The sequence below is a fragment of the Haladaptatus halobius genome, assembly GCF_020618475.1.
Classification (GTDB): Archaea; Halobacteriota; Halobacteria; order Halobacteriales; family Haladaptataceae; genus Haladaptatus; species Haladaptatus halobius.
Genome location: NZ_CP085336.1, coordinates 1,035,986 through 1,049,704, shown reverse-complemented (window position 1 = coordinate 1,049,704; position 13,719 = coordinate 1,035,986). Strand labels below are relative to the sequence as shown.

Sequence of the window (13,719 nt, the reverse complement as noted above, 5' to 3'; positions counted from 1 at the left end):
TTGTCTTGGATAGGTCTGAGAAAAAGTTCTGCAGAACTGCCATCCCATAATCGAGCTTAGATGTGATGGTTGTCTCACCCGAGCCACTCGAGCTGGCATTACTTTTCCCAGACACGAACCCAGTCAACCACTAGTTTTTCGCCCCAAGAGTCGTTGTAATTCACATCGCCGATAGAATCGACCCCAATATTTAGCATCAGGTAGAAGGGAGCACCGTGTTCGAGCGAAGTAAGCGCAGTCTCGTCTGTACACTCTCCGACTTTTTGGCCGTCAAAGAACCATTCAACGCGATCCTTGAGCCACGCACATCCGAATACATGAAAACTGTCGGTGAGATCTGAGGAGGTTCCATAATGCGTCGGAAGCATTTCATGCGTCGACCCGTCACCGGGTTCTGTCGAGGACGAGTAGTGAATGTTGAAGTTCGCACTCGATACCTCATCTTCAGTGCTTTCACCGGTCATAAACAGTTCCATAATATCGATTTCCGGTGGCCAATCGCCAGAATTTGGTTTTGCCCAAAAGGCCGGCAAGAAACCGACGCGGAACGGATTCTTTAGCCGAGCCTCGACGAACGACCCTGGACCGAACGTGACCTTATTTCGAGTGTTAACCGCCCCAGCATAAACCTCCTGAGCATCGTGGGTTCCAGACAAATGAAGTCGGTTGTTTTTCACGGCGACGTTATCTGACGTAATTCGCTCGGCGGATGCTTCTGAGGTATTTCCCCATCCATACCCAACTTCCCAACTGCTGTTATCTAGTGATCCAGAACTGAAGGTATCCTGGAATACACGCGTCCACTCGTTTGGGTTCACTGGTCCACCACCAGATGCACCAGCGACGGAGTTCGAGCCGATGAACGATCCACTTAGTGCAGTTGCACTTGCACCGGCTATTTTAAGATAGTTCCGCCGATTTACTGTCGATTCTAGAGATGTTTCTTCGTCTTCCTTAGCGGATTTCTTGTCGCGTGCCATGCAGATTCAATGTTATACCGCCATTATATAAGGGTAGCGGTTTTGTATCAGTATGTTCGATAGTATTGATATTCCTTTCGTCAAAACTCTAACCTAAACGTTATATTTCCTAATAAATATTCACGTAATATTCTCAGAGGTGTAAAAGAAGCTTTGAGTGAGAAAGATTCCTAGTTTTCGGTTCACGAATCATCCAAGATTTTAGCTAAATTGCAGGCGGGTAAGCCCCTTCCATAACGAGTGAAGCGAGTAGGGAGGGGATACACCTGCAGTCTTCGTTGTTCTTACACGTTCGATAGCTTGATGTACTATCGACGCGATGCGTGTGCGTGAAAGTAGGAGGAGTTGAAGCCCTCATTGCCTCCCACGCACTGCGCAGTGCGGAACGATAGGCAACGGACAGGCCGAATCCACGCCTTCGGAGACAGCGACCGCTTTAGATTCGCGGTGAATCTGCAAGTCGCGTCGCTGAACAAGTAAGCCCTCACCGCAAGAAGCGAGGTGGTGAGTCACCCTGAGCGCGGTCTGTGAGGGGTAATTCACAACCACCCTCTATTGTCACACGAAAACTGCTATCTGGTGGTGGACTACCCCGACCACAAGGGTCGGGGCTTCCTGCTTCGGCGTCAGAACTTTTACCGTCATACCGGACGACAAAGCGGTTCCAGACTCCATAGGCGTCCTCCCACGTCGAGACGATTCGGCCCATCCCCTGCCTATCGTGCTCGCTGGGCGTTCCGGAACGCGCCGTATCAAACGCCGGGAGTTTGTGCAACTCCCGTACTTACGTCCGAGCAGGCCGGCGGCCCATCACGTCCAAAGAAACGGGCGGTCGGACGATAACGCTTACGCGATTCATCCTCGAGGTCAAGCCCCGAGGCACTCTCGCTGTATTTCACTGTAGAAAGAGCGATTGCGGTTCGAACAGACGGACGATAGGCTTGGCGTCCGACACTCAGATTATGTGAAGCGATTACAGCGTTAGTGGGATCGTCGCCGCTCACAAAGCGGAAGCTCCCACGACCGAGAAGCAATCGTCCTTGAACATTCGTTATCAGCCATCCGTACTCGGAAAGTGATGTCTCGAGATCGGTGTGTTGGGAGGATTGTTTGATCGGGGGAGTGCAGTGAGCAGTGGGGAAATCAAAGTCAAAAATGTCAAACACGACGGCTTATTTGATATCTTCGTTAGTCGAACGAACTTTTACCACTATAACGTCGTCGTTACGAAAGACTACTTCGTATCTGGAACTTTCCTTGAACGTTGTTTGGCGACTTTCCCAGTAGGCCTCGACGTATCCGCGCGAGGGGGATTTGACGTTGCCATCTCTGGGAATATAAATATAGTCAGGAGATAGAGATGAGCGATCAATGACGTTTGAGATACATTCTGCGGTTGGGCACCGCATCAGTTTGGATTTTAGCGCCCGATGGCGACTCCAGCTCCATTTCTCCGACCATTCAGCCCCTCTGGGCGCGACAACGCTAGTCCGTTCAGCGAAAAGGGGGAACCACTCTGCCGCATCCCCTATTATAAGAAACGAACTGTTCCGTGAAACTGAATTTTTAACCCAAGTCATCGCCTCAGTGTCTTTTCCGTCAACAAACATGGGAAGATTGTCCCTGGTCGGAAGACCCTGTTCAGTATAAAGAGCAGCGGATCCGACACCATACAGTACAAGTAGTGACACAAACAGGAATTTTACTCTGGTAGAGGAGAATCGATACCTGCGTTCAGTAGTTACCGGGTTCTGGATCGTAAATCCGGATAACGAACTCGCGAGTCGTAATATTAACACAGAAACCATTAAGGCACCTATTATCATCAGGTGTTCGTCTTCTCCAACGATGATGCCGGTTGCGAGGAACCAAAGTGGAAAAAATAGTTCACGGCGTGCCAAGAAATATACCCAGGCTACCGCGCTTAACGCTGGCCATAATGAGGGAGGGGCAGTTTTGGGAAGGAGGAAGATGTACGGCCAGATGTAGTTACCGATACCCCCGTGCGTGGCACCTGCTCTAAAAAAGATGTCCAATCCATGAACTGAGATAACCTGGAGCCACCAAGGGGATGAGATCGCCACTCCACCAATTGCAACAATAGAACCGTAGACTATTCCTCGCCAACTTCTATCAAAAAACAGATGGAACAGGACGTAACTAGTACCAAGGAAAAGGGCGTATTTGAGATGGGTGAGCAACGTAACCGCGAATAGCAAACTGGCCAGGATAACCATCCGAATCGAATGGGATTCAAAGAGTTTCTTCCCAACAACGAGTCCGAGACAAGTGGCAAAAAATGCGAATGATCTCACAAATCCTCCTGCAGTAATCGTGTACTCTAAAATAGAGGGTGCTGTGATAGCAACGAGGGTTGCGACGATAGCTGTTGATTCGGAGACTTGATTTTTCGCAAACAAAAAATAGGCCATATAACCAAAGAGCAGTACCACGCCAGGGAGAAATCTCATTAAAGCGACTTCCCCCACTCCCACGTATCGAAAAATAGCCATAAGATAGAGGCCCAAAGGAGGATACCCAAACGGAATACCACCTCGCGTATAGTGGGGTATCCGTTCAGGGAGTGTGAACCCGTGACTCAGTATTTCATTACTCATACTCATGAATAAACCGCCTGCAAGCCCCGGATAGGGATGAGACAGAACGTAGGTAAGGTAAATAAGTGTAAATACGAAACTAATGAGAGCTAGTACGTAGCGTATCGGTACCGGCTTATCCCCCATCCTGGGCACTCTATCTTTAGCAAAGGATATAACATTTCTGGGCTAACAGTTTCTCTCTTTCAACTCCACTTCCTCTTCAGCATTTTGCCAAACACGTACCCAGTCGGCGGTCATCGCTTCTTTCGAAAACTCTACAGGATCTGCCGGCACGGTATCAATAACGTCGATAGTTAGTAATAAATAAAACAACCCCCCCCTCCTCAACGCCTTCATTACGGTCGGATCAGTGAATTCCGCCGCTGGCACGCCGTCAACGTAATGAATTACTTTATAACCAGTCCAAAGGCACCCGTAAACGTGAAAACTATCGGTTAGATCTGAGTCGGATTTATATGATCTGGTTATTTTTCTATGAGTATCCTCGTCTCCCGGTTTTGTCGATGAGGAATAATGGAGGGTATGCTGGGATGTGAGCGCATCTCGGTAACTGCCGTTATTCTGAAACAACTCGACAACGTCTATTTCCGGTGGCCAAGCCCCATCGTTCGGTATCGCCCAGAAAGCCGGTAATATGCCCACTTGGTCGGGCATTTTCAATTTTGCTTCGAAATAACTGCCTGGGCCGAATGTGGCCTTGTTTCGAGTATTAACTGCCCCAGCGGTAGGACGTCCATTGTTGAGTTTTATTTGCAGATTTAATTTATTTTCCAATAGTTTGACATTATTCGTGCGTATTACTGTTGGGGAACTCTTAGTTGTCCGCCCCCACCCGAATCCGATATTCCACAATTTAGAGTTCAGCTTTTCTTTCTCAAAACCATCATGAAACTGAAGCTCCCAATCAGAAACCTTTGGTGGGCCTGCCTTCCCCTTTTGATCATATTCGTGGCAATTTTTTGAACCGTTCAAGAAATAAGCCGTACTCAATCCCGCATATTGCAAGAATTTACGGCGATTCGGCAGTCGAGATAACCCGAATTTTTTGTCATTTACGTCAGTCATCGTTAGCAGAACCTATCAATTTTGAAGATTTGAATCAGTATTAACGAATATCTAAATTCGTGTGTTGTTTCATCTAGTCCCCCACGCATCCTTTGACACCCACTACTCCGTTGACTACCCCTTCGCTGGGAGTATTCCCCAGAATCAGGGCATTCGTGATGGGTATGGGCTCCACAGAAATAAGAATGATGGAGCGTTAAGAATGATGGAGCGTTAACGAGTGGAGCACGAAGTCCAAGACAATGCTCGAACGAGAAGTTGAAGGTGGCAGATGTTAACTTTCGGTACCAAACACGGGATTTTCATTGTATGGTTTCTCTTGTAAATATCATTTAACCAGGTATTTATTCTCATCTTGGAGTACTGTTCGACTGAACTGAAGACGAATTTTTGGCTTTGTATATTCTAATATCGCCATTTGCGTAGATTAATTCATTTTGGCGCTCCACTTCGGTAAGATTCCGCTTCGTGATATGATCCAACGGGATACGGCCATTAGTTGTTCCTTTGATTACGCTACTATCCCTTATTAATATGTATCCGCCTGTGATATTATCTTCATTGAATTTCTTTCTGTATATATTTTTAAAACTAACTACCTCTACATTATAATGTGATGGTGGGACAATAGACCAAATCATAATCTGGGTCGTTTCGTCAGTGTGTAACGACACCGTCTCAGCCTGAGGACGGTTCTCCGTCTGGTTCTGTCGTTGGATATCGGAGTGGTTAGCTAACCAGACCAGAGCGGCACGTTCCGCATCATTATACGCATAAGTATGCGCATCTGAATTGAATGTATAGTCGCTTGAGGTACCCGCTAAGGAGAAAACGAAACCAGAATTGAACAGCAGCAGCAAAGAGAGAAACACCGAGATCAGTGACCACTTCGGTGGGTTCCAGAGGAGGATCGGCTTCACTTTTTCGAATATGAACGCGTAGCCAAAAATCGCGAAAGGGGCTAAGACAGGGAGCACCATCTGGTATGCTCTATCGGCCCAAAGATTTGCGATAACGAAGTAAGACAAACCGAGAAATACGAATAGTGGTACTGCTATCGCTGTGTGAACTACTCCCTTCGGGTTATTTCCTCGCCAAATTCCGACACCGATATCGACAATCCGCCTCATTAGTCCGATAGCTAACAAACAAGTTAATAATAGATAGATATAAAAGCTAACATTTTGGAGAAAAGAGCGTTCTTCTTGGACATATGATGCGCCAGAGCCGGGGACATTACCAGATGACAATTGGAATAGCTGGTTTACCATATCCAGAGGGATGTAAATCAACTCCGAAATGAAGTCAGGAGCGGCATAGCTGTACCAGGCCGTTGCGATTAGTAACAAGAACAAGGGATAAGTTGGAGAAAGATCGTCCTCAGTCTCACCAATAGTTTTCTTCACGAAATATAACATAATAGAGGCAACCAACAGTGAGATACCGAATACATACGACATTCCATAATGGGAACAGACGAGTCCGATATAAAGGAAAAATATGGCACTTTTTTGCCTGATACCCTTGGTTCCCTTCCGGATAAATATTTGGAGTAACAAGACGACGAACAGTTCCGAAACTAACTGTTTCCCTGGAGTAAAGAAGAAAGAAATATGATAGAACTGGAAAAATAGTCCACCGAATAGCGCAACGGTGTCTTCAAACATTTCCCTGGCCACATAGAAAACCCCCACAGGGACGAACGAAAATAGCATTACGTAGACTACCTTGAAAACGGTTGAGAGTTTCAGACCCGCGATTACCGTAAAGGTGGTTGGAACAGCGGTAACTAAGGGTATTGCCGAGGAGAACGTTTTCCGGGCCGGTTGCCAGGAGTGAGCAGCTAGAATATCCTTAGAAACAAAATAGGTGAATTGAATATCGACGCCAATAACATGATTAGTGATCAAATTCCGATGTAAAAGTATGGATATTGATATGAAAAACAGGATGGCCGGATAGAGCTTCGATGGAAGGTATCGAGTAGAGGAAATAATGACGAAACAAGTGACGAGCGTGATGAAGGCAAAGCTGCCGACATTTGAGTCGTACTGATTCATTAGTACAGCTGCCACAATGGCGGTGGCAGGGAGCGTCAGAAAAAATAGAATCGCGGATGAATCGATAGGGGGCAAGTAGAGAGAACGATTCGCACTACCGGAACGATAGTCCAATAACAGCAGTAGTGCAATCGTTGTAATAATCGAAACTGAAAGTGGAATGAACGAAAGCGGTGCACCAACACCAAACAGTGGTAATACTAGACTATTTAATACAACAATTATAGTAAGAAATATGAAACTAAGTCCGGAAGAAAATAAGATAAATCGCCCAAACGAGTCGTTCTCAAGGGAAAGCAATCGCGTGAGAAGAGCACCGGGGATGAATGTAAGTAGGATAACGCCGAGGAATGGACGAACGAAAAACAGTGGTTCTCTCCAAATGTCAAGAACGATTCCCAAGAAAAAACTAGTCAATAATCCTACTGTTATCGATTCCAAACGAATTCGGACATCCGAAGGGTCGAATTTGAATCTTCTAATCATATGTTTTCCTCACTAATCCACGGGATTTCTTGTGGGTGAATCCGGAAAGCCTGACGGTAGAGTTGCACATATATTTTATTATTTTCCTATTCTTATGTATTAAAATTAAGAGTAGTAATGAATACTATATATTGATACAATATGGATAATATCTAGTTAAGAAACCCTAGTGTAAAATGATATTTTGAAACTGTTACATCACCAGGAATGAACCCTGGTATCAATTAGGGAACGGTAGATACGACTACTCTGGACTGATATGAACAGACGATTACGCCCAGCAGGGCATTCGCTATCCGGCTTCGCACTGCCGTGTTTTTACGAAAAGAACGATAGCGGTACTCGGCTCCCAAACCTACTCCGGTGGCGTGGCGCAGTCTAAAGCCGGATTCATTTAGCCGACAGCGTCTCAAACTCCCCGATACTGACCCGAGTCGTAGTTGAGGAGGCCACAGTCGAATAAAGGTAGAATCCGAAAGTGAGCATCACTATTAAGTAGAAATAGATTGTGTTCGTAGTAGTCATACGGGGGGAGACCGGTGTTAAAGAAAATACTGCGATGGAAGCGTAATCATATGACAGATGTGGGAAATTACGCAAACACAGTCGAAAAAACACTTCCAATCTCAGTATGTATAACAACAAAAAACAATGCTGATACCATTGGTCAATGTATCGAAAGCGTCTATCAGTGGACGGACGAAGTAGTGGTGGTAGATACTGATAGTGACGACGGCACAACGGAAATATGTAAAGAGTATGGTGCAAAAGTATTTCAGCACGAATTTAAAGGCTTAGCTGACATAAAGATGAAAGCTGTCCAACATGCAGAAAACGAGTGGGTTCTGATTTTGGACGCCGACGAGGAGATTCCGAAAGAATTAAGAAATGAAATAATTTGGGTCTTCGACAATTCGGACGCCGTAGCGTTCTACATTAGGAAGAGAGAATATATGTTAGGTTCGTTCACGCATCAACATCACGTGAAACGACCCTATCTCGCAAAGAAAACTGCCATTTATTTTAAACAAGAATACGTATGGGAAAGGTTAACAGTACGAGAAGACTACAGAGACCAGACGGTCAAATTATCTGGATCAATTCTTCACTATCGGTTCGATAGAATTTCGGAGATGGAAATGCGAAACACCCAATATAGTGCACTGGAAGCGCTCCAAATCGTCGAAGAGAACAAGAGAGATGACATTCTTAGTCTCTCCCTTCGTGGGATCGCTATCGCGCTCGATCGTCTGATTCTCACGAAAGGAATTCTGGACGGGTACCAGGGGCTGATCGTTTCTTTACTGGAGTTCTACCAAATGATTCTCACATATGGGAAAGTTCGTGACATATATCGACTGAAGGAGCAGTATCCGGATAAATGGAAGCAGATTTGGATAGAAGAAGAATGTCAACGAGGAGCTATCTGAAAGTAGTAGCCATCTCGCAATTTACTTACTAAACGGCGGGGGTGGGGGCCATAACACCAAAAATAGAGCATATCCGAATTTGATTTGAATCGAGCAATTGTCTCAGGCTGGATAACATCACGTTCTGCAAGTAAGTGATGTCGTTGTTCGAAAAGGCGACGATAGATTCGGAACAGAGCCGAAATGGCCATCCGGTTCCAAAGCAGCCAGTAGCACGACCAGACGACTGTGGAGAAGAAAACGTATCTCCACGGTAAGTTCCTAACGGTCAATTTGATCCGGTTCTCGATTTGTCGTTCTCTTACCTCCAGCGTAGGGCGTCTTCCCTTTGAAGTCTTCTTATGATGAACTACGACCGAAGGAGTGTAGAGGATATCGTATCCGGCATCAAAAATCCGCAGTGAGAGATCCATCTCTTCGAATCCATATCCGAAGTGTTCCGGATACATTCCTGCTGATTTCAGGCTAGATCGCCGTATCGCATTACCAACGCCGATGAAATGTGTGGTAGCATACTCTTTTGACGGGGGCGTTCCGAACTCAATCGGGTTGGGAATCTCCATCCGAATAAGTTCCCCAGTCCAATAATTTCTACTTTGAAACGCTAACACACCGATCTTGTCGCGCTCGTTCAATATGCAGACGATTTCGTCCGTGGCACTCGAGTCCGGCAAGGTTGCATCGTCATCAATGGTGACGAGGAACTCGCCCTTCGCGTGCTGATAACCGATGTTTCGAGCTTTCGGAACGCCCATACGTTCGGAAAAGTGGTGATATTGTATGCAGTCACGGTCAAGCGGGCCTCCTTCGCTGAACAGTTTCAAAGAGTCGTCGGTCGAACTACTTACGACGACTATTTCAATCGGACGGTAGTCTTGGTCGAGAATGGACTGAATCGACTCGCGGAGATCGTTTGGCCTATTATACGTTGCGATGATGAAAGAAACCAATGGTTGATCTTGCAACTTTTTCACCCCTAGTCCTCCCGACAATGGGAACTATGGCTCTCGAAAAAAGAATTTCGGTTGAAAATCTGATATGATTCTCAAAGATTCAACCTCAGGTAACACATTGCAAAGAAAGCGGATGCAGGTACTGGTAGAAAGATGTTAATTGTTTTATTGCAAAAATATCACTAAGTTCACGATTGTATAGCTTGATTCGGTTGGACAGTGATGTGGATTGAATTCGGGCATGCGAACCACGACTTTCAACTGACTCGACCTTCTCCCTAATCTGAACAATATCAGTCTTGAGCACCTCCATTAGTGGCGTAAATCGGAATGGCCGGATAGCCAGACTTTTCAAGAACTTTTGAACGCTATTATGGTCACTCCTGTTCAGGATAATGTACATTTTGGAAAAATCTGTTAATAGAGCTTAAAAGATGTTTGAGAATACTGTTCAACCGGGGTTTTGGCCGATACTACTTTACCCTCACTTGACGGATTCTATGGTCAACCATTCTGCACATCACAGACACAATACTAAAACATGGACTTGAGCCGTTCATCACTGAGAATGTTCCTTTCGAAATGTGGCAATGCCATTCTCCTCTTCGCCGGAATAGTATATTTTACTCGTCATATTAGCGCCTATGAATTAGGAATTTTCTTTTTATTTCAAGCTTTTCTTGGGATTCTGTCGATTCCGGCAGACTTAGGTGTCCGAGGGGCGCTGGAAAAACGACTGAGCGAGGGATTTGAACGAAGCCGATTACTAGGCTCAGCCTTGGTAATGAAAATTGCAACTCTTAGTATCGTCTCAATCGGAATTCTCCTTGCACGCGACCACGTCAATACCTACCTCGGTGCAGACTTAGCGGTACTACTCGTTATTGCACTCGTTGCCACCGACCTCTCACAATTTTACGTTTACGCGGTCAGAGGAGAGCTACGAGTCGGGGAAACTGCACCAATCGAGTTTGTCAATCATTTTCTTTGGATTGGTATTGGTGCAGTGCTCGTCACGGTTGGATTCGGCGTGCGCGGAATCATCATCGGACTCATCAGCGGGGCAGTAGTTTCGTTGATATGGGCCTATTTGCGGAGCAACAGTGGCATCGGCAAACCTTCTATTGAACACTCGAAATCTTTGTTTGCGTTCTCCAAATATCAGACCGTTACTATGATCGGCGGACGTGTGTACTCTTGGTTGGATATTGTCATTCTTGGTCTATTTCTAAGTCAGAACTACATCAGTGCATACGAAGTCGCATGGCAGGTCTCCCTACTTGTAGTTCTGGTTAGCAAATCCATCGCACTGACACTTTTCCCGCAGATTAGCCGTTGGAGCGTCGAAGGAGCTACGGCTCACATGGAATCAACCATCTCCGAGGCAGTTTATATCGCGTTGTTTTTCTCGATACCTGCTTTAATCGGTGCCAGCGTTTTTGCAAGTGAAATACTCCAGTATATTTTCGGCGAGGAATATACCATCGCGTCAGCCGTTTTCATTGTTCTCATGATCGAGAAGGTGATCCAATCAGTCAATGATATCATTGAGCAGTCCGTTCGAGCTCTCAACCGTCCTGACCTCGCAGCACGTGCGACGATAATCGCGGTCAGCCTCAACTTAATTTTGAATCCGCTCCTCATTGTTTCTGTAGGATTCGTCGGAGCTGCCATCGCTACTACGATTTCTTGGTTTGTCAACACAACCCTTCATACGGTCTATCTTCTACGGTTCATCTCGTTGGACTTCAAACCACACATCCTCGGTTGGTATACAGTTGCTTCACTGATAATGGGGAGCGCATTAATCGCGATAAAATCGTTTGTCCCCGTCACGAGCGCACCGCTTTTAATACTGGAGATCGTCGTCGGCGTGGCCGTTTATATCGGTATATCAGCAATTATCCCGGATGTCCGAAAGCGGATTATCTTTCCCGGGCTTCGATTACTCGTTTGAACTCGCTGGGTATCTCGAGAATACAACGCTGTCAACGTGTACTGTCGTGGTGGGCTCGGCCGAGCGTACTCTGTGTCAGTTCCGAACTAGCTAGTCGTTTCGGTGGCCATTGGTTCACTCTGTATGGAGGTCTATTCAGCTTCAATCAAGTTGAAGAATCGCTACTTACGACAGAATTCGCTCAATTGTACGACAAAAATCACGTCTGCTTGGTCCTGGAACATGTGGACTCCCGTCACTTGTCGACTAGGTCGACGATCTCCTCGACAGTCTGGCTGATTCGGGCAAGTCGTTCTTGATGTGCATCAGAGTCATCGTCTTGCCACGCCGTAAGATAGAACGCCGACCTGCTTGTGTCGAGCCCAAAGTGTCGACCGACGACGTACGCTACCGCCTCGGCCTCGACCTCATGTTTTGTTCGCTCGATCTCGTCGTCGACTTCGAAGTGCAGGAGTGCGTTGTGCACATCGGTGAACCGTTCTCAGGAAGCGCGAGCCCGCAGTGTGAGCACTCACCATCTCCATCGGGCGACGTGATCTCCTCGACGATATCGTCGGTTGTTCCCTGGATTCCCTCGACGGTGCCGATCCCGTCAGGTAACGATTCCGGATTCTCTGGGTCATCCGATGTGGTAAGAGCGAAGCCAGCCCGCTTTGTGACGAAGGACTCCTCGTCATCTTCTAGCGCCACGAGTTCCGTCCTGGGGAGCAATACATCTTCGATATCCGCCCAGGCCAACAATCCGAGCGCCTCAGCAGCCTGACCACGGACGAAGGAATTCTCATCGTCGAGTCGTCTGCCGAGTTCTGATCGTGCTTCCACGAGTGCGTCTGGATACTCACAGCCGACAACGACCACCGCCGTACACAGGTGATACCGCACGAGTTCGTTCTCGTCGTCAAGGTGTTCGGCGAGATTCAAGCCCTGATGTCGGAGTCAGCGAGGGTTGCCCAGCGCAATGTATTCGAGAGCTTTCGCCAGCTTCTCTTTCACCTCTGGTTCGTCGAATGAAAGGCCGATTCGGAGTTCAGCCAAGATTTCAGGTGAAGCGACGGCGTCTGGATTTTCGAGCGCGATGTAGCCCAGCACCTCCGCCGACCGGGCACGAACGTGGTAGAATTCGTCTTCGTCGGCAAGTCGGTCAGCGAGCGCCGAGACGACAGGGACGACTGCCTCTCGGTCGGCTTCAGCGATGGTGACGAATAGCTTCGCGGTCATCAGACGGATTGACCGCTCGTCGTCGGTTAGAAACGGTATGAGCGAAGAGCAAAGCGCGGAGAACGTGGTTGGTCGGTCGTCTGCGAGGCGTCGCAGTTCCTGTAATGATTTTTCCGAGTCTCAGTGTCTTCTGTTTTGAGTTGAGCGAGATACGTACTCGCTTCCTCGTGTGCGTTCTCCTCGATCAATCCAGGTAGGTGCTCTATTGGTGGTGAATGTCCTGATTCCTCCATTGACTCGTTCTTCTCGTTGCAGAGCTATCACCGTGCGACACGAATAAGTGGAGGTGGTAGTTTGGTGCTGGAATGCGTCGCTCCGTTCGTCCTAGAGAGACGGCCTCTAGCGAGCGAGCCATCAACGTACGAAAGCTACGGCCAAGTCGGCCATTCACCGGCACGCTACAATCTCCCTGGACGAGTGATCATCGACGGCTCGAACACGTTCATGTGGAATCAGACGAACCTCGATGGCTGTCTATATCTCGTTGAGAAGTCGGGCAAACCACTGCAGGAGTTGGCCTGGTCGTCGATTGGGAACATTCTGGTGATTGTTGCTAGTGGCTTTGCAGCAGTCGTCGTCAGGAGGCTAACTGTGAGGAGAGCGATGAGTGTTCGGTGTCATTTTCTCATCGGTCAACGGCCGTAACCTAGCGACCTAATACTTTCTTTGTTGGCGACCACTAACGGGCCGCTGATACCGCTGTGGTTTATATTTCACCCATCTAGTCAGCTGCAACCGCGTTTTGAGAGATTGGTCAGAATGGTTTTTTCGTAATATACTCTTGGTCTATCTGGGTCGGTGTCACCGACCTGGCCTCCGCATCCTGGCTGCCTCGCCGTCAGCGGGATGTGAGGTACACCCACTGAACAAAAGCGAGCCGTCACCAACCGCTGCGAGAACCTGTCATCCAGCACGCCCCAGTCGACAAAACTCAGCGTCACAATCCGGG

7 protein-coding genes and 3 pseudogenes are annotated in these 13,719 nt (G+C 47.4%); 3 read left to right on the top strand and 7 right to left on the bottom strand.

The features are described from left to right. Positions 1-98: 98 nt before the first annotated feature. From LIW51_RS22210 to LIW51_RS22195, 4 genes are all read right to left on the bottom strand, one after another. The gene (locus LIW51_RS22210; RefSeq protein WP_227377254.1) at positions 99-980 is read right to left on the bottom strand and encodes a glycoside hydrolase family 16 protein; all 882 of its coding nucleotides are present in this window, start codon (positions 978-980) and stop codon (positions 99-101) included. A 1,172-nt stretch (positions 981-2,152) separates the two neighbouring features. Beyond that, positions 2,153-3,724, bottom strand: coding sequence for a putative glycosyltransferase family protein (locus tag LIW51_RS22205; protein WP_227377253.1), 1,572 nt, complete (start codon positions 3,722-3,724; stop codon positions 2,153-2,155). A gap of 42 nt (positions 3,725-3,766) precedes the next feature. Beyond that, positions 3,767-4,666, bottom strand: a complete 900-nt coding sequence (locus tag LIW51_RS22200; protein WP_227377252.1) for a glycoside hydrolase family 16 protein — start codon at positions 4,664-4,666, stop codon at positions 3,767-3,769. A gap of 350 nt (positions 4,667-5,016) precedes the next feature. Continuing rightward, positions 5,017-7,212 (bottom strand): DUF2206 domain-containing protein, encoded by a 2,196-nt coding sequence (locus LIW51_RS22195; protein ID WP_227377251.1) that lies wholly within the window; start codon positions 7,210-7,212, stop codon positions 5,017-5,019. Positions 7,213-7,787: 575 nt separating this feature from the next. Between LIW51_RS22195 and LIW51_RS22190 the strand changes: the two genes are divergently transcribed. Beyond that, complete coding sequence (locus LIW51_RS22190; protein WP_227377249.1) at positions 7,788-8,642, top strand: glycosyltransferase family 2 protein; 855 nt, start codon at positions 7,788-7,790, stop codon at positions 8,640-8,642. Here the strand turns inward: LIW51_RS22190 and LIW51_RS22185 are convergent. After that, positions 8,624-9,616 (bottom strand): glycosyltransferase family 2 protein, encoded by a 993-nt coding sequence (locus LIW51_RS22185; protein ID WP_227377248.1) that lies wholly within the window; start codon positions 9,614-9,616, stop codon positions 8,624-8,626. The genes LIW51_RS22190 and LIW51_RS22185 overlap by 19 nt on opposite strands. 520 nt (positions 9,617-10,136) lie before the next feature. Between LIW51_RS22185 and LIW51_RS22180 the strand changes: the two genes are divergently transcribed. Next, positions 10,137-11,552, top strand: coding sequence for an oligosaccharide flippase family protein (locus tag LIW51_RS22180; protein ID WP_227377247.1), 1,416 nt, complete (start codon positions 10,137-10,139; stop codon positions 11,550-11,552). 235 nt (positions 11,553-11,787) lie between these two features. Here the strand turns inward: LIW51_RS22180 and LIW51_RS22175 are convergent. Then, positions 11,788-12,012 (bottom strand): annotated as a pseudogene (locus LIW51_RS22175) (DUF955 domain-containing protein); the annotation flags it as partial. Continuing rightward, positions 11,940-13,003, bottom strand: a pseudogene (locus tag LIW51_RS40035) (HEAT repeat domain-containing protein). The pseudogenes LIW51_RS22175 and LIW51_RS40035, both read right to left, overlap by 73 nt. Positions 13,004-13,106: 103 nt before the next feature. Here LIW51_RS40035 and LIW51_RS22160 point away from each other — a divergent pair. Continuing rightward, a pseudogene (locus LIW51_RS22160) lies at positions 13,107-13,322 on the top strand (hypothetical protein); the annotation flags it as partial. Positions 13,323-13,719: the final 397 nt, after the last annotated feature.

Coding starts and splice junctions, on each gene's coding strand:
- LIW51_RS22210 (WP_227377254.1), bottom strand. CDS start 980: ATGGCACGCGACAAGAAATCCGCTAAGGAAGACGAAGAAACATCTCTA.
- LIW51_RS22205 (WP_227377253.1), bottom strand. CDS start 3,724: ATGGGGGATAAGCCGGTACCGATACGCTACGTACTAGCTCTCATTAGT.
- LIW51_RS22200 (WP_227377252.1), bottom strand. CDS start 4,666: ATGACTGACGTAAATGACAAAAAATTCGGGTTATCTCGACTGCCGAAT.
- LIW51_RS22195 (WP_227377251.1), bottom strand. CDS start 7,212: ATGATTAGAAGATTCAAATTCGACCCTTCGGATGTCCGAATTCGTTTG.
- LIW51_RS22190 (WP_227377249.1), top strand. CDS start 7,788: ATGACAGATGTGGGAAATTACGCAAACACAGTCGAAAAAACACTTCCA.
- LIW51_RS22180 (WP_227377247.1), top strand. CDS start 10,137: ATGGACTTGAGCCGTTCATCACTGAGAATGTTCCTTTCGAAATGTGGC.